The sequence below is a fragment of the Microbacterium sp. genome (genome assembly GCF_026393345.1).
Lineage (GTDB): Bacteria > Actinomycetota > Actinomycetes > Actinomycetales > Microbacteriaceae > Microbacterium.
The window spans coordinates 40,167-62,126 of record NZ_JAPLAI010000015.1 but is presented as its reverse complement, the minus strand read 5'-3'; the positions used below and the strand labels follow the sequence as shown (position 1 = coordinate 62,126).

The following is a 21,960-nucleotide window of genomic DNA, read 5'->3' as shown; positions in this document are numbered from 1 at the left end:
ACAGGACGCCGAGGGCGGCGTGCCCCACGCGCGCCCACCCGCGAAGCGACTTCGAGAAGATCGCCAGGCCGCTGTAGACCAGGCCCGTAGCGATGGCGTAGATCGCAATCATCGCGGTCACGATGGCGGCGGTCTTCAGCGGCCAGACGAGGATCAGGATGCCCATGATCAGGGCGACGAGACCGCCGATCCCGAGCGCGATACGGATGGTGTTGACGACGCGCTTGGCGTCGGCAGCGGTTGCGGACATGGAACGGTCCTCCTGAGAGAATGCTGGGAACGGTCAGCCACAGGATAGCGCTCCGGTCCCGCTCCGTGGGGGAATCACCCGCCCGACCCTGGTTCAGCGCAACAGGAGCACGGCGCCGAGCAGCACCGGGACGCACCCGACGGTGGTCAGCAGGATGGTGTCGCGCGCGACGGTCTCGCCGACGTCGTAGCGCTGTGCGTAGTTGAAGACGTTCTGCGCGGTCGGAAGGGCCGCGAGGACCACGACCACCAGCACATCGTGCGGAGGCATGGCGAACAGGTAGGTGCCGACGGCCCAGGCGAGCACAGGCATGACGAGCAGCTTCAGGGCGCTGGCGACCAGCACCTCGGCGCGGTGACCGACGGCGCCGAGCACGCGCTGGCCGTGCAGCGACATGCCGTACCCGATGAGCAGGACCGGCACACACGCGTTCGCGATGAGTTCTGCCGGGGCGATGACGATGTCGGGCAGCGTCACCCCGGACAGGGACACGATCGCGCCGGCGAAGGAACCGATCACCACCGGATTCCGGGCGGTGCGGCCGAGGATGCGGCCGAAGGAGCGGGTACCGGATGTCGCAGCATCGAGGATCGCGAGCGTGATCGGGGTGAAGAGCACGAGTTGCATGAGGATCACCGGCGCGGGATAGGCGGCGCTGCCGAGGAGGTACAGCGACAGCGGGATGCCGATGTTGTTCGAGTTGACCTGGCCGGCGGAGAGCGCCGCCACGACGGTCTCGGCCGTGCTGCGGCGCCACACCAGTCGCGACAGCGTCGCCTGGGCACCGATCACGACGACCGCGGCGATGGCGGAGACCGGCAGGAGGGCGGAGAAGAGAGTGTGGACGTCGGCCTGCGCGAGGACGACGAAGAGCAGGAAGGGGGAGAGGACGTAGAAGGTCAGGCGGCTGAGGACGAAACGGCCGTGCTCTCCCAGGAGTCCCGTGCGGCCAAGAATGTACCCGAGGAGGATCGCGACACCCACCACGACGAATCCAGTGAGGGCGTTCAGCATCCCGCCAGCCTAGGTGCCCGGGTGGGGCCCGTCGGACGGACCCCACCCGGAGCGGAGGTGTTCAGCTCTTGCGCGGCGTGCGGTTCTCCGCACTCACCATCCAGGAGAGCTGCTCCAGGCGCTCCAGCACGGCGTGCAGGATGTCGGCGCTCGTGGGATCCTCGTCGTCGACGTCGTCGTGCACCTCGCGGCACGTTCCGGAGACCGCATCCAGGCGCTCGGTCATGAGGTCCACGACCTCGGTCGTGGCGATCTCTCCCTGCGGGAACTCGGGCAGCGTCGTCGTCTCTGCGACCACGTCGCTGCGCCCGTCGGGCAGGGCGTGCAGTGACCGCATCCGCTCGGCGACGGTGTCGGCGAACTCGCGCGCGGACTCGATGATCTCGTCGAGCTGGAGATGCGTGTCGCGGAAGTTCGTGCCGACGACGTTCCAGTGCGCCTGCTTGCCCTGCAAGGACAGCTCGATGAGGTCGACGAGCACGCGCTGGAGGTTGTCGCTCAGCTGCTGGGTCGCGGCGAAACCGCGCTCCGCGTTCTGTTCCTTGGTGAGGCCGGCCCCCTCGCCGCCGCGCGCGGGACGACGACGGTTCTTCGTGGCGGTGGTGCTGGCCGTGGTGTTCTTCGTAGGCATGGTGCTCCTTCGCTCAGCGGACGTTGTCCACGTTAGGAACGCCGGATGCCGGGCGGTCCGGGATTGCCGGGTTCGGGGCGAGGTGCTAGGTATGTGCCTGGCGCGCCCGTGACGCCGTTAGGGTGCAGGTGTGACCACCCCGCCCGCCCGACGCTCGACCCGGTTGCCGGTCGAGGGCACGTATAACTTCCGGGAGGCCGCTCCCGGGCTGCTGCGGCCCGGTCGGCTGTACCGTTCCGACGCGCTCCACCGGCTGACCCCCGCGGGGCGTGCGACGTTGCGCGGGCTGGGCATCGTCCGCGTCATCGACCTGCGCTCACCGTTCGACCGGCGCCTCGGCGGCCGCGATCGCCTACGGGGCGTCGGAGCCGAGTACGTCAGCATCCCCATCCTCGGTGCGGGGCAGAGGCTCGACCCTGCCACGTTGACCCTCCGTTCGGTGTATCGGACCGTGCTGACCGACCACGGCCGTCAGATCGGCACGGCCATCCGTGCAGTCGCGGATGCGGATGGCCCCGTCGTCGTGCACTGCACCGCGGGCAAGGACCGCACCGGGCTCGTGACCGCCTTGATCCTGCTCGCGCTGGGGGTGCCGGAGGATGATGCGGTGGCGGATTTCGCGTCCAGCGCAGACAACCTGGCGGGGGAGTGGACCGAACGGATGCTGCGGAAGGCACGCTGGTTCCGCGTCAACGTGACCGATGACCTGCGGGAGATGCTGTCCGGCTCCCCGGAGGCGGCGCTCCGCGACACGCTGCGGTGGATCGAGCAGGAGTATGGGGGAGTGGCTGCCTACCTGGAACGGGTCGGTGTGAACGACGATGTGGTCGCACGACTGCAGCGGGAGCTGGAGGGGAGAACCGCGTGAGCGGGAATGGTCAGGTCGACACGCATCCGGCCGACACGCATGACCTGATCCGGGTGCGCGGCGCGCGCGAGAACAACCTGCAGGACGTCGACGTCGACATTCCCAAACGCCGACTGACCGTGTTCACGGGGGTGTCCGGCTCGGGGAAGAGCTCGCTCGTCTTTGGCACGATCGCCGCGGAATCCCAGCGGATGATCAACGAGACGTACAGCGCTTTCGTGCAGGGGTTCATGCCCTCGCTCGGGCGCCCCGACGTCGACGTGCTGGAGGGCCTCACCACGGCGATCCTCGTCGACCAGGAGCGCATGGGGGCGAACGCCCGGTCGACGGTCGGCACGGCGACCGACGCGAACGCCATGCTCCGGATCCTCTTCAGCCGACTGGGGGAACCGCACATCGGTTCGCCGCAGGCCTTCTCGTTCAATGTCGCGTCCGCGCACGGCAGCGGGGCGATCACGGTGGAGAAGGCGGGAGCCCCGAAAGCGACGAAGGCCACCTTCGAGGTTCTCGGCGGCATGTGCCCGCGTTGCGAGGGGATGGGGAACGTCACCGACCTCGATCTCACGCAGGTGTACGACGCGTCTCTGTCCCTGAACCAGGGTGCGCTCACGATCCCCGGCTACACCGCGGACGGCTGGGCCGTCCGCATCTACTCCGAGTCCGGCTTCTTCGACCCGGACAAGCCGATCGGCCAGTTCACGGCGAAGGAACTCGACGACCTCCTCCACCGTGCCCCCACGAAGCTCCGGGTCGCGGGGATCAACATGACGTACGAGGGGCTCCTGCCGAAGCTGCACAAGTCGTTCCTCAGCAAGGATCGCGAGGCGATGCAGCCGCACATCCGCGCGTTCGTCGACCGCGCCGTGACCTACACGACCTGCCCGGAGTGCGACGGGACGCGGCTGAGTGCCGCCGCACGCTCATCCCGCATCCGAGGGATCAACATCGCCGAGGCCTGTGCGATGCAGATCAGCGATCTGGCGGAGTGGGTACGTGAGCTCGACGAGCCCTCGGTCGCCCCCCTCCGGGACAAGCTGTCGCAGACGCTCGACTCCTTCGTCGAGATCGGGCTGGGGTACCTTTCGCTGGAGCGTCCGGCCGGCACCTTGTCCGGGGGAGAGGCGCAGCGGACGAAGATGATCCGCCACCTCGGGTCGGCGCTCACCGATGTCACGTACGTTTTCGACGAGCCCACGGCGGGACTGCATCCTCACGACATCGAACGGATGAACGTGCTGCTGCGACAGCTGCGGGACAACGGGAACACCGTGCTCGTCGTCGAGCACAAGCCGGAGACGATCGCGATCGCCGACCACATCGTGGATCTCGGTCCCGGGGCGGGGACCGCGGGCGGCACGGTGTGCTTCGCCGGCGGCGTCGACGAACTGCGGGCGAGCGGTACGCTCACCGGCCGCCATCTCGCCGACCGCACGCCACTCAAGCCCGAGGTGCGCACGCGGACCGGGGTGATCGAGGTGCGGGGCGCCACCCGGAACAACCTGCGGGCGGTCGATGTCGACATCCCGCTCGGTGTGCTGACGGCTATCACCGGGGTCGCCGGGTCGGGGAAGAGTTCGCTGGTGCACGGCTCCATCCCCGCCGACATCGGCGTCGTGACGGTCGACCAGGCGCCAATCCGCGGCTCCCGGCGCAGCAATCCGGCCACGTACACCGGCTTACTCGAGCCCATCCGCAAGGCCTTCGCCAAGGAGAACGGGGTCAAATCCGCCCTCTTCTGCGCGAACTCGGCCGGGGCGTGCCCAGCCTGCAACGGCGCCGGCGTGATCTACAGCGACCTCGGGATGATGAGTGGGGTCGCGACCGTCTGCGAGGTCTGTGAGGGGAGGCGGTTCGACTCCTCGGTGCTGGAGTACCGCCTGGCGGGGCGCGACATCGGCGAGGTGCTCGCGATGTCGGTCACTCAGGCGCGGGAGTTCTTCGCCCAGGTCTCGCTGCCGGCGGCGACCGTCGTCTTGCAGCGCCTCGAAGACGTCGGTCTCGGCTACTTGACTATTGGTCAACAGCTGACGACCTTGTCCGGCGGGGAGCGGCAGCGCTTGAAACTGGCCACGCATATGGGGAGCTCCGGCGGCGTCTACATCCTGGATGAGCCGACGACAGGGCTCCACCTGGCAGACGTCGAGCATCTGCTGGCGCTGCTTGACCGACTCGTCGACGGCGGGATGTCGGTCATCGTGATCGAGCATCATCAGGCCGTCATGGCGCACGCGGACTGGATCATCGATGTCGGCCCGGGCGCCGGGCACGACGGCGGGACCGTGGTGTTCGAGGGAACGCCCGCTGAACTCGTCGCGGCACGCCGCACGCTTACCGGCGAACATCTTGCGCGTTACTTCGGCGCCTAAGCACGCCTCCCGGGTCCTCACCGGCATTAGCCGATAATGCACATTATGTCACTTTGCGTCCGCACACCGTTCCTCGCCCCGGTGTCCCGCCCTCCCTGCACCACACCGGTCCCGGCTATCTCGACGGCGGCGACATGCTCGCCGCATCGTTTCTCGGGGCCTACCGTGCCGCGCCCACTAACGCTTCATCCGTCGCAAAAACACCGTGCGCGCGGCGGACATGTCGCATTCGCGACGGATGAACCGTGCGGCCCCGCCTGCTAGGCGCGGGTGGCGGGAAGGAGCTCCAGCCAGTCGGGGTACTTCGCGGTGCGGCCGTCACCGGACGACCGCCCGGTGAGGCGCCGCTTCACCCAGGGGCCGACGTGCGTGCGGTAGTACGACAATCCGCCGAGGTGGGCGGGTGCCGTGTGCGCGGGCAGCGACCACCATTCGGCCGGCGCCTCGACGCCGAGCGCCTCAAGAACGCGCGCCGCGACCCGGTGGTGACCGCGCGCGTTCATGTGCAACCGGTCCGGCGCCCAGTACGCGGAGCTCGCGAGTTCGCGGTCCGGCCAGTTCATGGCGCGCACGATGTCGGGCCGATCGGCGAGACGCGCGATCACCGCGTCGGAGAGCTCGTCGCCGCGGCGCTGGATAAGACGCGTCAACGGCAGACCGGCAGACGGGTTCGCACCCGAGAGCACGATGAGCTGCACCCCGGCGGCGTCGCACCGCTCCACCACGGTCGAGAAGGCGTCGACGATGTTCGTGATGGTGGTGCGGGGCCGGATGACGTCGTTCCCGCCGCCGTTGAACGACAGGTGCGTCGGGTTCATGGCGAGCGCCGCATCCAGCTGCTCGTTCACGATCGGCCAGACGAGCTTGCCGCGGACGGACAGATTCGCATACGCGATCGGTTCCGCCAGCGCATCCGCCCAGCCCTGCGCGGTGATATCGGCCCAGCCGCGGATCGTGCCGTCGGGCAGTTCGTCCCCGATACCCTCGGTGAAGGAATCGCCGATGGCGACGTAACGGATGCGGGGGGTTGCGGTCACTCCCCCACCCTATGACCGGGTGCGTCGACCGCCCTGCGCGGACGCTGTGTGCTACTCGGCGGCGAGGAGCGTGCGCACCCGAGGCACGACCTCCGTGGCGTAGAGCTCGATCGACCGCATCATCCGCTCGTGCGAGAGCGTGCCGTTGGAGAACTTCAGGTCGAAGCGGTCGAGGCCGAGGAGGCGCACGGTCTCGGCGATCTTCCGCGCGACGGTCTCCGGTGATCCGGCGTACACCGCGCCCTGCGGACCGACATCCCGCTGGAACTGCATCCGGCTGTAGGGCGGCCACCCGCGCTCGGCGCCGATCGCGTTGCGGTTGACCTCCATTGCCGGGTACAGCTCCTCCCACGCCTGCTCGTCCGTGTCCGCGACGTGTCCGGGCGAGTGCACGCCGACCGGCAGCGGCTCGCGGCCGAACTCGGCGAGGCTCCGGTGGAAGAGGTCGACGTAGGGACGGAACCCGGCCGCGGGTCCCCCGATGATCGCGAGCATCAGGCCATAGCCGTAACGCGCGGTGCGAACGACGGACTCCGGCGAGCCGCCAACGCCCACCCAGGCGCGGATGCCGTGCTCGGTCTTCGGGAACACGTCCGCGCGCGTCAGCGCCGAACGGGTGCGGCCGGACCAGGTCACCGGCTTCTCGTCGCGGAGGATGCTGAACAGCTCCAGCTTCTCCTCGAACAGCGTCTCGTAGTCGGCCAGGTCGAAGCCGAACAGCGGGAACGACTCGATGAACGACCCTCGGCCGAGGATGACCTCCGCTCGGCCCTGCGAGACGGCATCCAGCGTGGCGAACCGCTCGTACAGGCGCACCGGGTCGTCAGAGGACAACACCGTCACGGCGGTACCGAGATGGATACGTGAGGTGCGGGCCGCGGCGGCCGCCAGCACGATCTCGGGGCTCGACACCGCGAACTCGCGCCGATGATGCTCCCCCACGCCGAAGAACGAGAGACCCAGCTCATCCGCCAGCTCCGCCTGCGCGACCACGTTGCGGATGGTCTGCGCCTCGCTCAGCAGCACACCGTCCTCGTCCGCGGTCACGTCACCGAAAGTGTCGAGTCCGAACTCCACTGCGTTCGCCATGAGCGTCTCCCTTTGATTCACACGCATGTAACCGGCGCCCCTCCCCCGGCATTCCCCGGTGTGCTCAGGGCGTGAGGGCGGCGCGCAGGGTGTCGAGCCCCACCCCGCCGAGATCCAGCGCGCGACGGTGGAACGCCTTCATCGAGAACGCGTCGCCCTCGGCCTCGCGGACGTCGTCGCGGATCTGCTCCCAGATGCGCTGGCCCACCTTGTAGGACGGCGCCTGTCCGGGCCAGCCGAGATAGCGGTTGACCTCGAAGCGGATGAACTCGTCCGGCATGTTGACGTTCCGGCGCATGAACGCGAGGGCATAGTCCGCATCCCACTCCCCCTCACCGTCGAGCCGCGGCTTGCCGAGGTGCACGCCGATGTCGAGCACGACGCGCGCCGCCCGCATCCGCTGTCCATCGAGCATCCCGAGGCGGTCGGCGGGAGCGTCGAGGTACCCGAGCTGCTCCATGAGTCGTTCAGCGTACAGCGCCCAGCCCTCGGCGTGCCCCGACGTACCGGCGAGCAGTCGCCGCCAGGAATTCAACTGGGCACGGTTGTGGACCGCCTGCCCGATCTGCAGATGGTGACCGGGAACGCCCTCGTGGTACACGGTGGTCAGCTCACGCCAGGTGTCGAACTCGGTCACGCCCTCGGGCACCGACCACCACATCCTGCCGGGGCGGGAGAAATCGTCCGTCGGTCCGGTGTAGTAGATGCCGCCCTCGTTGGTCGGAGCGATGAGGCACTCCAGCCGACGCACCGGCTCGGGGATGTCGAAGTGGGTGCGCCCGAGTTCGGCGACGGCACGGTCGCTGGTCTCCTGCATCCATCGCTGCAGCGCCTCGGTGCCGTGGAGCTTCATGGCCGGGTCTGACTCAAGGAACGCCACGGCTTCTTCGACGCTCGCACCCGGGATGATGCGGTCGGCGATGTGCTCCTGCTCGGCGACCATCCGCGCGAGTTCTTCCACGCCCCACTCGTAGGTCTCATCGAGATCGACGGTGGCGCCGAGGAAGCGACGGGAGTGCAGCGCGTAAAGGTCGCGGCCTACCCCGTCCTTCTCCGTCGCCGCGGGGGCGAGTTCGGTGCTGAGGAACGCGGCAAGCTCGTCATACGCGACGCGTGCGGCGCCGGCGCGGTCGGAGAGCTCCCGGGCGAGCGATGCGGGAAGTGAGCCGTCCGCGGGGGCCGCCTCGGCGGCGAATGCGGCGAAGAACCCGTCGTCGGCGGTGTAGCGCGCGATCTGGCCGATCACCTCGACCACCTGACGGCGCGCGGGCACCGCGCCACGGTCGATCCCGGTGCGGAGGGTCTGCATGTAGCCGGCCACGGCGTCGGGCAGCGCCCCGAGCCGCTCGGTGATGGTCGCCCAGTCGTCGACGGTGTCGGTCGGCATGAGGTCGAAGACGGAGCGGATGTTCTGCGTGGGCGAGTCGATGACGTTGAGGTCGCTGAGGTGCGCACCCGCCTCGTGGAGCTCGAGTTGGAGCTGCAGCTCGCGACGGAGATCTGTCTGCGTCACGACGTCGACGTCGTCGACGGGTGTCGCCTGCTCCAGGTCGGTCAGTGTGCGCCGAACGGCCTGTGCGACCTGGTCGGCACCTTCCGGGGAGTAGTCACCGAATCGGCCGTTGTGCTCGGACCGGCCGATGTAGGTCGCCAGTGTCGGCTCCAGCTCGGCCGAGGTGTCGACCCAGGCCTCGGCGATGGCATCGATGGCGGACGGAATCCGCAGCTGCGCGTCAGTCATCCTCCGAGCCTACGCGGCACGGGTCGGCCGGGTCAGTGCGCGGCTTCGTCCCAGTTGAGCCCGCGGCCGATCTGCACGTCGAGGGGCACCGTGAGTTCGGCGGCATCCGCCATCCGTGCGCGGACGATCGCCTCCACGGCGTCCCACTCCCCCGTGGCAACCTCGACCACGAGCTCGTCGTGGATCTGCAGCAGCACACGCGACCGGAGGCCGGCGGCGGTGAGCTCGTCATGGATGTGCACGAGCGCGAGCTTCATGATGTCGGCGGCGCTGCCCTGGATGGGGGCATTCAAGGCGGCGCGTTCGGCATTCTCGCGGAGCACCCGGTTAGGGCTCGTCAGGTCGGGGAACGGCCGACGGCGACCGAAGATGGTCTCGGTGTACCCGTCGATGCGCGCCTGCTCCACCGACGAGCGGAGATAGTCACGGACCGCGCCGAACCGGGCGAAGTACTCCATCATGAGCTGCTTGGCCTCGGACTGCTCGATGCGCAGCTGCTTGGAGAGCCCGAACGCGGAGAGGCCGTAGACGAGACCGTACGACATCGCCTTGACCTTGGTGCGCATGGCAGGGGTGACCTCCACCGGTTCCACCCCGAACACCCGCGAACCGACGAAGCGGTGCAGGTCCTCGCCGGCGTTGAACGCCTCGATGAGTCCCGGATCCTCCGACAGGTGCGCCATGATGCGCATCTCGATCTGCGAGTAGTCGGCCGTCAGGAGTGTCTCGTAGCCCTCGCCGACCTCGAACGCGGCACGGATGCGGCGACTCTCCTCGGTACGGATGGGGATGTTCTGCAGGTTGGGGTCGGTGCTCGAGAGCCGCCCGGTCTGCGAGCCGGTCTGCAGGTAGGTGGTGTGGATGCGGTCGTCGGCGCCGATGGCGCTGTCGAGCGACTCGATGATCTGCCGGAGTTTCGTGGCCTCGCGGTGCTGCAGCAGGAGGTCGAGGAAGGGATGCGGCGCCTTCTCCTGCAGCTCCACGAGGACGGCGGCATCCGTGCTGTAGCCGGTCTTGGTTTTCCGCGTCTTCGGCAGCTGGAGGTGCTCGAACAGCACCTCCTGCAGCTGCTTGGGCGACCCGAGGTTCACCTCTCGGCCGATCGCGGCATAGGCGTCCTGCGCGATTGCGTCGGCCCGGGTCGCGAGCTCGGCGGAGAACGTGGAGAGCTTCTCGTGTGACACCGCGACGCCGGCCAGCTCCATGTCGCCGAGGGCGCGGATGCTCGGCAGCTCGACGTCGGCGAGGACGCGAGACACCTGCGCGGGCAGCTCTTCCGCGATAGCAGCGCCCAGCCGCCGGGTGAACCAGGCCAGCTGCCCGGGGGTGGCGCCGTCGTTCTCGGGGACGAGCTGGTTGGGGTCGGCTTCGGGGAGCTTCTCACCGAGGTAGCGCTCAACGAGGTTCGCGAGGGTTTTGTCCGGGAAGCTCGGGCGCACCAGCCAGCCGGCGAGCAGGGTGTCCATGACCACCCCACCGAGCGTCAGCCCGGCGCGACGGAGGGCCTTGGTCTGCGGCTTGGCGTCGTGGAACACCTTGGCGGCGTCGGACGCGAGCCAGTCGCGGAGCGCGTCGGCGACCACATCCGTCCAGTCGGCTTCGACTGCAGCGTCGTGCTGCGCGAGCCCGATGCGCGAGGGCAGCCCGCCCTGGGTGAGGAGCGTGACACCGATCTCGTCGTCGGCGGCAGCCACCCATGCGGCCAGTGCCGCAGCGTCGAGTTCGGCGGCGGTCGGCGCATGCGCCTCGGGCACGGGCTCGGTGGATGTGTCGGCGGCACCCGTGGCCTCGAACACGCGCGGCAGCAGCGTCCGGAACTCGAGCCGGGCGAACACGTCGCGGACGGCCTGCGCGTCGAGGGGCGCGAGGATCAGGTCTGCGGGTTTCACCGGCAGCTCGACGTCGGTGAGCAGCCGGTTGAGTCGACGGTTGCGGCGGACGTCGTCGAGGTGCTCGCGGAGGTTGCCGCCCACGACACCCTTGATCTCGTCGGCGCGGGCGAGGACCTCGTCCAGGGACCCGAACTGGGTGAGCCACTTCACGGCGGTCTTCTCGCCCACCTTGGGGACGCCGGGCAGGTTGTCGCTCGTCTCCCCCACGAGGGCGGCGATCTCGGGGTACTGCTCGGGCGGAACGCCGTAGCGCTCCATGACCGTCTGCGGGTCGTAGCGCTTGAGCTGCGAGACGCCCTGCACGTTCGGGTAGAGGAGGGTCACCTCGTCGTTGACGAGCTGGATGGTGTCGCGGTCGCCCGAGCACACGAGGACGCGGAACCCCTCCGCTGCGCCCTGCGTGGAGAGGGTCGCGAGGATGTCATCGGCCTCGAAGTCCTCCTTCTGCAACACGGTGACACCCATCGCGCGCAGGCACTCCTGCAGGAGCGGGATCTGCCCGGAGAACTCCGGCGGCGTCTCGCTGCGAGTCGCCTTGTACTCCGCGTACTCGCGCGTGCGGAAGGAGACGCGCGAGGTGTCGAAGGCGACGGCGACGTGGCTGGGCTTCTCGGCCTTCAACAGGTTCACGAACATCGACAGGAAGCCGTACACACCGTTGGTGTGCTGCCCGTCCTTGGTGGTGAAGTTGTCGACGGGAAGGGCGTAGAACGCCCGGAAAGCGAGCGAATGGCCGTCGACGACCAGAAGGGTAGGCTTCGAGGAGTCGGTCACCATGACAGCCTAGACGCGGCCGCCGACACCTGAATCGCTCGATCCTGAAGGAGTCCCATGCCCGCTGCCGAGCCGTCCGCCATCGATGGGATCGCCTGGCTGCAGGAGCGAGGCGCGGGTGCGCTGGCCGAGAAGATGGGCTTCGAATGGGTCGAGTTCAGCCCTGAGCGCGCGGTCGCGCGGATGCCGGTCGAAGGCAACACGCAGCCGGTCGGTCTCGTGCATGGCGGCGCCTACGTGGTCCTCGCCGAGAGCCTCGGTTCGATGCACGCGAACTACCACGCGCGGCTGACCTCGAACGGTACTGAGCGTCTGGCCGTCGGCGTCGACATCAACGCCACGCACACCCGTTCCGCACGGTCCGGGTGGGTCACCGGCACCTGTGTGCCGCTCCACCTCGGCCGCTCCCTCACCGTGCACGAGATCGTCTGCCGGGACGATGACGGCAACCGGCTGTCCACGATCCGGATCACGAACCTCATCAAGGACGCCTCCCCCGCATCCTGACCGCATGTTCTGACCGCGAAACGGGAACTGGGCCCCGAGACCGTGGGATTTACCCAGGGTCTCGGGGCCCAGAAGCTGTCTCGCGGACAGCGAACGTGAAAGGGAGCGTCAGGCCTTCTTGGGGGCCAGCTGCTCGATGATGGCCTTGGCCACATCCTGCATGGTCAGGCGGCGGTCCATGGACGCCTTCTGGATCCAGCGGAACGCTTCGGGCTCGGTGAGGCCCATCTTCTCGTTGAGGAGGCCCTTGGCGCGGTCGACGAGCTTGCGGGTCTCGAAGCGCTCGACCATATCCGCCACCTCGGCTTCGAGCGTGATGATCTGCTCGTAGCGGGCGAGTGCGATCTCGATCGCGGGCAGCAGGTCATTCGGGGTGAAGGGCTTGACGACGTACGCCAGGGCGCCGGCCTCGCTGGCGCGCTCCACGAGTTCCTTCTGGCTGAACGCGGTGAGGAGGACGACCGGCGCGATGTGCGCCTTGCTGAGCTTCTCGGCGGCAGAGATGCCGTCGAGCTGCGGCATCTTCACGTCCATGATGACGAGGTCGGGACGCAGCTCGGTCGCGAGGGCCACCGCCGTCTCGCCGTCACCCGCTTCGCCGACGACGTCGTATCCGTTGTCGCGGAGAATCTCGACGATGTCGAGTCGGATGAGCGACTCGTCCTCGGCCACGACGACACGTCGCGGGGCGGGAGCGGATTTCGCGGTTTCCTCTTGCTCAGTCACCTTTGAATCCTACGGCACCGCGAGGGATGCCCGTGGGAGCCTTCCCACCAGAAGGCGGGAACCTGGTGGACGGATGCAGGAGCCGGGCTCAGCCCGGCACCCCGGCGAGAAGCTCCACGAAGACGTCCCGTGCGTCGTCGCGTGTCGCCAGGGGCGCCGCCTGACCCGCCCAGAGCGACTGCAGGTCGCCGAGGTTCCGGCGGCCGGCCTCGGCGCGGAACAGTCCGGTCAGATGGTTCTGTGCCGGGAAGGGAGCGATCACCCCGGAGGCCTCGATCGTCCGGATCGCACGGTTCGGCACACCGCGGGCCAGGCGCCCGCTCATCGCTCGGGTGAGGACCGTGCCGTCTGCTGTCACCGTTCCCATCGCGCGCCGGTGGGCATCGGATGCGGCCGACTGCCGGGTCCGAAGAAACGCGGTCCCGACCTGCACGCCCGACGCGCCGAGAGCGAAGGCGGCCGCGACACCGCGGCGGTCCGCAATGCCCCCGGCCGCGATCACGGGGATGCGCACCGCATCCGCGACCTGCGGGACCAGCGCAAACGTCCCCACCAGCGAGTCTTCGGGCGCGCGGAGGAAGGACACCCGGTGCCCCGCCGCTTCGAACCCGGTCGCAACGATCGCGTCGACGCCTGCGGCCTCGAGTGCTACGGCCTCCGCGACCGTCGTGGCGGTGCCGAGGACCGCGATCTCCCGCTCGCGGGCGTGCGCGACCATCGCCGCAGAGGGCACGCCGTACACGACGCTGACGGCGGCGGGTCTCGCCTCCATCACGGCCGCCCACTGTTCTGCGGCATCCGGCAGATATCGCGAGGGCAACGTCTCCGGTGGCGTGACTCCGACCTCGGCGAAGAGGGGCCGCAGTGCCGCAGCCGCCGCGGCGACGTCCGCGCCCGGGGGTTCCGCCCATTCCAGCGGCAGCCACAGGTTCAGCGCGAACGGGCGGCGGGTCGCCGCACGGATCGCTTCCGCGGTCTCGGTGATCCGCGGCGCGTCGTAGCCGTACAGACCATAGGAGCCGAGCCCGTCCGCCTCGCTCACGGCCGCGACAAGGTCCACCGATGACAGCCCGCCGAACGGACCGAGCAAAATCGGGTGCCGGATGCCCAGCAGCTCGGTCAGCGCATTCGCCATTCCTCAGAACCTCTCCGCTCGGGTCGCGCCGCAGTTCGCGCACACCTCGTCCGCCACGAACGCGCCGCACTCGGTGCACACCGCGGCGAGCCAGCATGCGGCGTCTCCCACCCTGTCATCCTCGTCGTCGCGCGGAACGTCCATGCCGACATTGTGACGATCGGCGATGGCCACGCCAAGCACGGCGAAGGGCGCACGGATGGCGGTGATCGCGGACATCGCTGCGGTATCGTCGTTCCGGTGCGTGCACGAAGCGCACATGCCGGCGTGGCGGAATGGCAGACGCGACCGACTCAAACTCGGTTGCCCGAAAGGGCGTGTGGGTTCGACTCCCACCGCCGGCACAATCCTTCGTGAGCGGCGTTGCGGCGCCTAGCGCCGCCGTGCCACGTACACGGTGTTCGACGAGGTGCCCCCGGTAAGGCGATTCGCGAACTCGACGACGTGCGCCACGCTGTCGTCGAAGACCGCCGAGAGCGTTCCGAGGAACTCCGCGTCGGGCGCGTCGTCGGACCACAGTGCGAAGACGCCGTGGTCGCTGAGGTGGCCGGCGAGGGATTCCAGGCCGCGAACGGTGTAGAGATCGGCGTGGCTCGGATCCAGCGTGTGCCGGGGAGAGTGGTCGACATCGAGCAGGATGACGTCGTACCGGGTGTCCTCGGCTTCCGGGGTGCGGCGCGCGACCGCGAAGAAGTCGTCGTGGATGAGGCTCGTTCGCGCGTCACGCACGAGCGTTGCCGATACCGGCAGCAGTTCCCGCTCATGCCACCCGATCACCGCGGGGAGGGCATCGATCACGTCCACCGTCCGCACCCGCGCGTCGCCGAGTGCGGTCACCGCGGTGTAGCCGAGTCCCAGTCCTCCCACCAGCACGTCGAGGTCGGTGCCGCTCGCTGCGGCGAGGCCCAGACGGGCGAGTTCCTCTTCGGCCACCGTGAACAGGCTCGACATGAGGTACTCGTCATTCAGCTTGACCTCGTAGATGAGTTCAGCGGTCTCCGGGTCTGCCCGGCGGCGGAGGGTCAGCTCCCCCATCCGGGTGTTCTGCCAGTCGAGCTCTTCGAAGTGCGCGATCATGCGGGGCTCTCGTTCTCTGACGGTTCGTGGAGACGCTCGACGATTGCCGGCCGCAGCTCCATCCTCCCCGATCCAGCGAGGATGATGGACACATGCCCGCCTCGCACCGCCCCGGACTCCGGGTCGACTCGGCACTCACGATCCCCGAGTCGGAACTGTCCTGGCGCTTCTCCCGCTCCTCCGGTCCCGGTGGGCAAGGCGTCAACACCACGGATTCGCGGGTGGAACTCGTGTGGGATGCGGCGAGCTCGGCCGCACTGACACCTCACCAGCGCGAACGCATCCTGGCCCGGCTGCAGGGACGCCTCGCTGGCGGGGTCCTCACGGTCACCGCATCCGAGCATCGTGCACAGGTACGCAACCGGGACGCGGCGCGCACTCGCCTGGCGGACCTGGTGGCCGAGGCGCTGCGCCCGCCATCCCCGACGCGGCGCCGCACCCGCCCGACCCGCGGCGCAACCGAACGACGCCTGACCGCAAAGAAGCAGCGGACCGACACCAAGCGCCTGCGGCGGCCGCCCCGCGATTGATCGACGGCGGCTAGTCGGCCGGGGATGCAGCGCGCTCCGAGGATGCCGGCGCGCCGGCGAGGACGATGGCAACGACTCCGAGGAAGATCGCCGCGCCGGCGCGGACCGCGCCGTCGAGGAAACCCGCCGCGAAGCCGACGCTGCCGACGGCGTAACCGACGAACATCTCGCCGTTCGTGCCTGCCGTGACTGGGCCGGCCTGCGCCGCCGCGATTCCGATCACCGTCGTCGCCACCCACGTCACCGTCACGGCCGCCAGCGCCCAGAGCGGGGCACGGTTCCACGGCGGCCGGATCGTGTGCGCCCGCGCGATCTGCACCGCCGCCACGAGCGCGAGGGCGAGTCGAGCGAGGATGTCGACGGAGTACCAGGGCACCGAAGCAACATGGCGGGGGTCAACCGCTGCGATGACAGCGTTCCCCACGAACGGCGCGAGAAGCTCCCACACACCCAGCGTCACCAGCGCCGTCGTGCCGAGCGGCCGGCGCGCCGTGACGCTCCCCTCGCCGCGGAACCCGAACGCGAAGATCAGCATCGAGGCGGTGAACACGGCGGTGGCGAGTGTCTGGACGGCACCGGTGTAGGGCAGGCCCGCGGGTGTTGTCAGGCTGATCACGGTGGCAGCGATCAGCAGGATGCCGCCCGTGCGCCAGGCTCGTGCGGCATCCTGTGTCACCACCGTCGGGGCTCCTTCGCTCATGGGGGCGAGCATACTCAGGCGCGCTTCGGCGCGCTGCCAGGGTGCAGCGATGGGGTGGGGTCGGACCTCGCCGTCGTTCCGCTACGCCGTGTGCGGTTCCTTGGTATGGAACTCCGCCATCCGCCCGCACGAGGAGCGAGATCTCGAGGACCGATTCGGCGACGCGTTCCGCCGGTAGCGGCAGGACGTGCGGTGCTGGTGCCCGCGATGGCGGCCCGTCGCGGCGTCGGTGTCGTCGCCGGTCTGACCCGGCCTCCCCCGGACACGAGGAAGGGGATGCCTCTCGGCATCCCCTTCTCGCACGTCCGGCGGGATTACATCCCGGCCTTGTAGATCGGTGCGCGGCCATTGACGGCGTCGCCGATCTTGTGGATGCGGATGTCGTTGGTCGACCCGATGATCCCGGGAGGAGACCCGGAGATGACGACGACCTTGTCCCCCTCGGCGGCGAGGCCGTTGTCGAGGAAGTAGTTGTCCACCTGCAGGTACATCAGGTCGGTGTGCGCGACGTGCTCGACGATGGTCGACTGGATGCCCCAGGTGACCGCCATCCGGCGACGGATCGCCGGGTCGGGCGCGAACGCCACCATGGGGAACTTGGGACGCAGCCGCGACATGCGCCGGGCGGTGTCACCGGACTCGGTGAAGATGCAGACGAACTTCGCGTCGACGAAGTCGGCGACCTCCATGGCAGCCAGCGTGATGGCGCCACCCTGGGTGCGGGGCTTTGCGGTCATCGGCGCGATGCGCTCCAGGCCGTGGTCCTCGGTCGAGGCGACGATCCGCGCCATGGTCTCGACGACCGTGACCGGGTACTTGCCGACGCTGGTCTCGCCCGAGAGCATGACCGCATCCGCACCGTCGAGGACGGCGTTGGCTACGTCGCTGGTCTCGGCGCGGGTCGGCACCGGGTTCTCGATCATCGACTCGAGCATCTGCGTGGCGACGATGACGGGCTTGGCCATGCGGCGGCACAGCTCGACCGCGCGCTTCTGCACGATCGGCACCGCCTCGAGGGGCAGCTCCACACCGAGGTCGCCACGGGCGACCATGATGCCGTCGAAGGCGTCGATGATCTCCTCGAGATTGTCGACCGCCTGCGGCTTCTCGATCTTGGCGATGACGGGGACACGGCGTCCCTCCTCCGCCATGATGTCGTGCACGCGGTTGACGTCCTCCGCGTTGCGGACGAACGAGAGCGCGATGAGATCCGCGCCGGCACGAAGGCCCCAGCGGAGGTCGGCCTCATCCTTCTCCGACAGCGCGGGCACGTTGACCGCGACGCCGGGCAGGTTGATGCCCTTGTTGTTCGACACCGGGCCGCCGACGATCACCTTGGTGGTCACCACGGTGCCATCGGTGTCGATGACCTCGACCCGGACCTTGCCGTCGTCGATGAGGAGGAAGTCCCCGGGCTTCACGTCCTGGGGCAGCCCCTTGAAGGTGGTCGAGACGATCTCCTTGGTCCCGGGGATGTCCTCCACCGTGATCTTGAAGATGTCTCCGGCGGCCAGCTCGTGCGGGCCGTCGGTGAAACGCCCGAGGCGGATCTTCGGGCCCTGCAGGTCGACCAGAACGGCGACAGCCCGTTTGGCGTCATCGGCAGCACGGCGCACGTTCGCGAAATTCGCGTCGTGGACCGAGTAGTCACCGTGACTGAGGTTGAGGCGGGCAACGTCCACGCCTGCGTCGATGATCGCGCGGACCATCTCGTAGGTGGATGTTGCCGGGCCGAGGGTGGCGACGATCTTCGCGCGTCTCATCCGTTTATCGTGCTCCGGTAAATTGTTCGATTATTTCTCGGCATGGGGGGTTCCCTCTCCACCCTACGCGTGCTGCAGTCCGATGGCGACATCGGTGGGTGCGACCGGGGACGGCAGCGCCGTCTTGCCCATGAGGTAGCGGTCGACCGACGCGGCCGCCGCGCGACCCTCCGCGATCGCCCACACGATGAGCGACTGGCCACGGCCGGCGTCGCCGGCGACGAACACGCCCGGCTCGCCGGTCTGGTAGTCCTCGTCACGCTCGAGGTTGCCCCGGTCGCTGAACTGCGCCGCGATCTGGTCTTCCAGCGTGGCGCGGTCGGGACCGGTGAAGCCCATCGCGATGAGAACGAGGTCTGCCGGGATCTCCCGCTCGGTGCCGCTCTTGGGGACCCGCCGTCCGTCGACGAACTCCGTCTCGGCCACGCGCAGGGCGCGCACCTCGCCGGCGTCGTTGCCGAGGAACTCGACGGTGGATGCGAGGTAGTGCCGTTCGCCGCCCTCTTCGTGGGCGGAGGACACCTCGAAGAGGGTGGGCATGGTCGGCCAGGGCTGCGCGTCCGTCCGGCTCGCCGGCGGCTGCTTGCCGATGGCGAGGTTCGTGACGCTCAGCGCACCCTGACGGTGCGCGGTGCCGATGCAGTCGGCGCCGGTGTCGCCACCACCGATGACGACGACATGCTTGCCCTCTGCCGAGATCTGGTGCGGCACCTGATCGCCGGCGTTGGCCTTGTTGGACTCCACGAGGTACTCCATCGCCACGTGCACGCCTTCGAGGTCGCGCCCGGGGATGGACAGCTCGCGCGGGACGGTGGAGCCGGTCGCGATGACGACCGCGTCGTACCGGGACCGGAGCTCCGACCAGGTGATGTCGGTGCCGATCTCAACACCGGCGCGGAACCGGGTGCCCTCGTCCTGCATCTGACGAAGGCGCCGCTCCAGGTGGCGCTTCTCCATCTTGAAGTCCGGGATGCCGTAACGCAGCAGACCGCCGATGCGGTCGTCGCGCTCGAACACGGCCACCGTATGACCGGCACGGGTGAGCTGCTGGGCGGCAGCGAGACCTGCGGGACCGGAACCGACGACCGCGATCGTCTTGCCGGTGAGACGCTCCGGCGGCTCGGGCTCGACCCAGCCGTTCGAGAACGCCTCGTCGATGATCGAGACCTCGATCTGCTTGATCGTCACGGCGGGCTGGTTGATGCCGAGCACGCAGGAGCTTTCGCAGGGAGCGGGGCACAGCCGACCGGTGAACTCCGGGAAGTTGTTCGTCGCGTGCAGCCGCTCGATCGCGGAGCGCCCCTCGCCGCGCCAGGTCAGGTCGTTCCACTCCGGGATGAGGTTCCCGAGCGGGCAGCCCTTGTGGCAGAACGGGATGCCGCAGTCCATGCAGCGGCCCGCCTGCCGGCGCAGCACCGCGGTGTCGCCGGGCTCATAGACCTCTTTCCAGTCCATGATGCGCACCGGAACCGGTCGCCGCGGCGGAAGCTCCCGCTCGGTGACCTTCAGAAAACCTTTGGGATCAGCCACCTGTCACCTCCAAGATCCGGCTCCAAACGACGTCGCCGTCCGGGTCCAGACCTTCGGCCAGCGCATCCTCACGGGTCTGCAGCACGGCCGCGTAGTCGCGCGGCATGACCCGCACGAAGTTCTTCACTTCCTCCTCGAACCCCTCGAGAAGGGATGCGGCGAGCGTCGAGCCCGTCTCCGCGACATGTCGCGAGAGCAGGTCGCGGAGCATCTCCGCGTCGCCGGAGCCGAGCTCGCCCAGCACCAGTTCCCCGGAGGCCAGCGCCTCGCGGTTCACCTGCGCCGAGTCGAGCCGGTAGATGTACGCCATGCCACCGGACATGCCTGCGCCGAGGTTCCGGCCGGTGCGTCCGAGGATGACCGCGAGACCGCCGGTCATGTACTCCAGCGCGTGGTCACCCACACCCTCGACGACCGCGCTGGCACCGGAGTTGCGGACCAGGAACCGCTCCCCCACCATGCCGCGCAGGAACATCGTGCCCTGCGTGGCCCCGTAGCCGATGACGTTGCCGGCAATGACGTTCTGCGAGGCGTCGAAGACGGCACCGGCGGGCGGCCGGACCACGATCTGGCCGCCCGACAGCCCCTTGCCGACGTAGTCGTTCGAGTCGCCCTCGAGGCGGAGTGTGATGCCCGCGGGCATGAACGCCCCGAAGGACTGTCCTGCCGAGCCGGTGAGGTTGACCTCGATCGAGCCGGAGGGCAGGCCGTTCTCGCCGTGCGCCTTGGTGACGTGGTGCCCGAGCATCGTGCCGACGGCGCGCGCGGTGTTGCGCACCGGCAGGTCGATACTGACGGTGCCGCCGTGTGCGATCACGTCCTGTGCCCGCTCGATCAGCTGCACGTCGAAATGCTCGTCGAGCTCATGCTTCTGGTCGGTGAGGTGGCGCCGCGGCTCGTCGTCCGCGAACCGCGGACCTTCCAGTACCGGTGCGAGGTCGAGACCGCTCGCCTTCCAGTGGTGGATGGCGCCGTTCACATCGAGCAGCTCGCTGTGACCGATGGCCTCGTCGAGGCTCCGGAAACCGAGCTCGGAGAGGTACTCGCGTACCTCCTGGGCGATGAACTCCATGAAGTTCACGACGAACTCGGGCTTGCCGTTGAACCGGGCACGGAGCACCGGGTTCTGGGTGGCGACGCCGACCGGGCACGTGTCGAGGTGGCAGACGCGCATCATGATGCAGCCGGAGACGACGAGGGGCGCGGTCGCGAAACCGAACTCCTCGGCACCGAGCAGTGCACCGATGATGACGTCACGGCCGGTCTTGAGCTGGCCGTCGACCTGCACCACGACGCGGTCCCGCATGCCGTTGAGCATGAGCGTCTGCTGGGTCTCGGCGAGGCCGAGTTCCCACGGGGTGCCCGCGTGCTTGAGCGAGTTGAGCGGGCTCGCCCCGGTGCCGCCGTCGTGCCCGGAGACCAGGATCACGTCGGCCAGCGCCTTGGCGGTACCCGCGGCGACCGCGCCGATCCCGGACTGGCTCACGAGCTTCACGTGGACCCGGGCGTCCGGGTTCGCGCGCTTCAGGTCGAAGATGAGCTGCTTGAGGTCCTCGATCGAATAGATGTCGTGGTGGGGCGGCGGTGAGATGAGTCCCACCCCGGCGGTCGCGTGACGGGTGCGCGCCACCCACGGGTACACCTTGGTCGGCGGCAGCTGACCGCCCTCGCCGGGCTTCGCGCCCTGGGCGAGCTTGATCTGGATGTCGTCGGCCTCGGTGAGGTAGAGGCTCGTGACGCCGAAGCGGCCGGAGGCCACCTGCTTGATGGCGCTGCGGCGCTCCGGGTCCAGCAACCGCTCGACGTCCTCGCCGCCCTCACCGGTGTTCGACTTGCCGCCGATCCGGTTCATGGCGATCGCGAGCGTCTCGTGCGCCTCCTGCGAGATGGAGCCGTAGCTCATCGCACCGGTGGAGAACCGCTTGACGATGGAGGCCACCGATTCGACCTCGTCGATCGGCACCCGCGGGCGCAGATCGGTGCGCAGCTGGAAGAGGCCTCGCAGCGTCTTCAGTTCCTGCGCCTGGTCGTCGACGAGCTTCGTGTACTCGCGGAAGATGTCGTAGCGACGGGTGCGGGTGGAGTGCTGCAGTCGGAAGACCGTGTCCGGGTTGAAGAGGTGCGGCGTGTTGTCACGACGCCACTGGTATTCACCGCCCGTCCAGAGCCGCTCGTGGGCACGGGCCGCCGCATCCTCCGGGTAGGCGAAGGCGTGGCGTGCGGCGTTCTCGGCCGCGATGACGTCGAGGCCCACGCCGCCGAGCTTCGTCTCGGTACCGGTGAAGTACTTGTCGACGAACTCCTGCGACAGACCGACCGCTTCGAACACC

Annotated in this window: 19 protein-coding genes and 1 tRNA gene; 5 read left to right on the top strand and 15 right to left on the bottom strand. The window is 68.9% G+C overall.

Translation table 11 applies throughout. From position 1 onward, the window contains the following. From NT132_RS02450 to NT132_RS02440, 3 genes are all read right to left on the bottom strand, one after another. Positions 1-250 (bottom strand): DUF308 domain-containing protein (locus NT132_RS02450; RefSeq protein WP_297784245.1); only part of this gene is annotated, 250 nt, incomplete at its 3' end. Between the two features lie 93 nt (positions 251-343). Beyond that, the gene (locus NT132_RS02445; RefSeq protein WP_297784242.1) at positions 344-1,264 is read right to left on the bottom strand and encodes an AEC family transporter; all 921 of its coding nucleotides are present in this window, start codon (positions 1,262-1,264) and stop codon (positions 344-346) included. Positions 1,265-1,325: 61 nt separating this feature from the next. Continuing rightward, complete coding sequence (locus NT132_RS02440; RefSeq protein ID WP_297784239.1) at positions 1,326-1,895, bottom strand: DNA starvation/stationary phase protection protein; 570 nt, start codon at positions 1,893-1,895, stop codon at positions 1,326-1,328. A gap of 130 nt (positions 1,896-2,025) precedes the next feature. Here NT132_RS02440 and NT132_RS02435 point away from each other — a divergent pair, with 130 nt between their 5' ends. Together NT132_RS02435 and NT132_RS02430 are read left to right on the top strand one after the other, a co-directional pair. Continuing rightward, complete coding sequence (locus tag NT132_RS02435; protein ID WP_297784236.1) at positions 2,026-2,763, top strand: tyrosine-protein phosphatase; 738 nt, start codon at positions 2,026-2,028, stop codon at positions 2,761-2,763. Then, complete coding sequence (locus NT132_RS02430; RefSeq protein WP_297784233.1) at positions 2,760-5,129, top strand: excinuclease ABC subunit UvrA; 2,370 nt, start codon at positions 2,760-2,762, stop codon at positions 5,127-5,129. The genes NT132_RS02435 and NT132_RS02430 overlap by 4 nt, the downstream gene beginning before the upstream one ends. A 260-nt stretch (positions 5,130-5,389) precedes the next feature. Here the strand turns inward: NT132_RS02430 and NT132_RS02425 are convergent, their stop codons facing one another. The 4 genes from NT132_RS02425 to polA all read right to left on the bottom strand — a co-directional run bounded on the left by NT132_RS02425 (position 5,390) and on the right by polA (position 11,662). Next, positions 5,390-6,166, bottom strand: a complete 777-nt coding sequence (locus NT132_RS02425) for an SGNH/GDSL hydrolase family protein (RefSeq protein WP_297784230.1) — start codon at positions 6,164-6,166, stop codon at positions 5,390-5,392. A 51-nt stretch (positions 6,167-6,217) separates the two neighbouring features. Next, entirely contained in the window at positions 6,218-7,255 is a 1,038-nt protein-coding gene (locus NT132_RS02420) for an LLM class flavin-dependent oxidoreductase (protein ID WP_297784227.1), read from the bottom strand. Between the two features lie 64 nt (positions 7,256-7,319). Further along, a complete protein-coding gene (locus tag NT132_RS02415) occupies positions 7,320-8,996 on the bottom strand; it encodes a DUF885 domain-containing protein (protein WP_297784224.1) in 1,677 nt (558 codons plus the stop codon). A gap of 32 nt (positions 8,997-9,028) precedes the next feature. After that, positions 9,029-11,662, bottom strand: coding sequence for a DNA polymerase I (gene polA, locus NT132_RS02410; protein WP_297784256.1), 2,634 nt, complete (start codon positions 11,660-11,662; stop codon positions 9,029-9,031). 57 nt (positions 11,663-11,719) lie between these two features. Between polA and NT132_RS02405 the strand changes: the two genes are divergently transcribed. Continuing rightward, positions 11,720-12,169, top strand: a complete 450-nt coding sequence (locus NT132_RS02405; protein WP_297784221.1) for a PaaI family thioesterase — start codon at positions 11,720-11,722, stop codon at positions 12,167-12,169. A gap of 108 nt (positions 12,170-12,277) precedes the next feature. Here the strand turns inward: NT132_RS02405 and NT132_RS02400 are convergent, their stop codons facing one another. The 3 genes from NT132_RS02400 to NT132_RS02390 all read right to left on the bottom strand — a co-directional run bounded on the left by NT132_RS02400 (position 12,278) and on the right by NT132_RS02390 (position 14,249). Then, entirely contained in the window at positions 12,278-12,895 is a 618-nt protein-coding gene (locus NT132_RS02400) for a response regulator (RefSeq protein WP_297784218.1), read from the bottom strand. A gap of 88 nt (positions 12,896-12,983) precedes the next feature. Then, positions 12,984-14,030: a nitronate monooxygenase gene (locus tag NT132_RS02395; RefSeq protein WP_297784215.1), complete on the bottom strand. Its 1,047-nt coding sequence runs from the start codon at positions 14,028-14,030 to the stop codon at positions 12,984-12,986. Between the two features lie 3 nt (positions 14,031-14,033). Next, complete coding sequence (locus NT132_RS02390; RefSeq protein ID WP_297784211.1) at positions 14,034-14,249, bottom strand: hypothetical protein; 216 nt, start codon at positions 14,247-14,249, stop codon at positions 14,034-14,036. A gap of 42 nt (positions 14,250-14,291) precedes the next feature. Here NT132_RS02390 and NT132_RS02385 point away from each other — a divergent pair. Further along, positions 14,292-14,374, top strand: a tRNA-Leu gene (locus tag NT132_RS02385). 28 nt (positions 14,375-14,402) lie between these two features. Here NT132_RS02385 and NT132_RS02380 read toward each other — a convergent pair. Beyond that, positions 14,403-15,107 (bottom strand): spermidine synthase, encoded by a 705-nt coding sequence (locus NT132_RS02380; protein WP_297784209.1) that lies wholly within the window; start codon positions 15,105-15,107, stop codon positions 14,403-14,405. A gap of 92 nt (positions 15,108-15,199) precedes the next feature. On the opposite strand from NT132_RS02380, the gene arfB reads away from it, so the two are divergent. Then, positions 15,200-15,637, top strand: coding sequence for an alternative ribosome rescue aminoacyl-tRNA hydrolase ArfB (arfB, locus tag NT132_RS02375; protein WP_297784206.1), 438 nt, complete (start codon positions 15,200-15,202; stop codon positions 15,635-15,637). Positions 15,638-15,647: 10 nt separating this feature from the next. On the opposite strand, the gene NT132_RS02370 is transcribed toward arfB, so the two are convergent. The 4 genes from NT132_RS02370 to NT132_RS02350 all read right to left on the bottom strand — a co-directional run. Next, positions 15,648-16,337, bottom strand: coding sequence for a hypothetical protein (locus NT132_RS02370; protein WP_297784204.1), 690 nt, complete (start codon positions 16,335-16,337; stop codon positions 15,648-15,650). Positions 16,338-16,651: 314 nt separating this feature from the next. Then, positions 16,652-18,100, bottom strand: a complete 1,449-nt coding sequence (gene pyk / locus NT132_RS02360; protein WP_297784201.1) for a pyruvate kinase — start codon at positions 18,098-18,100, stop codon at positions 16,652-16,654. Positions 18,101-18,163: 63 nt separating this feature from the next. After that, the gene (locus NT132_RS02355) at positions 18,164-19,630 is read right to left on the bottom strand and encodes a glutamate synthase subunit beta (protein WP_297784198.1); all 1,467 of its coding nucleotides are present in this window, start codon (positions 19,628-19,630) and stop codon (positions 18,164-18,166) included. After that, the coding region (locus NT132_RS02350; RefSeq protein WP_297784195.1) for a glutamate synthase-related protein at positions 19,623-21,960 on the bottom strand (2,338 nt) is incomplete at its 5' end. The genes NT132_RS02350 and NT132_RS02355, both read right to left, overlap by 8 nt.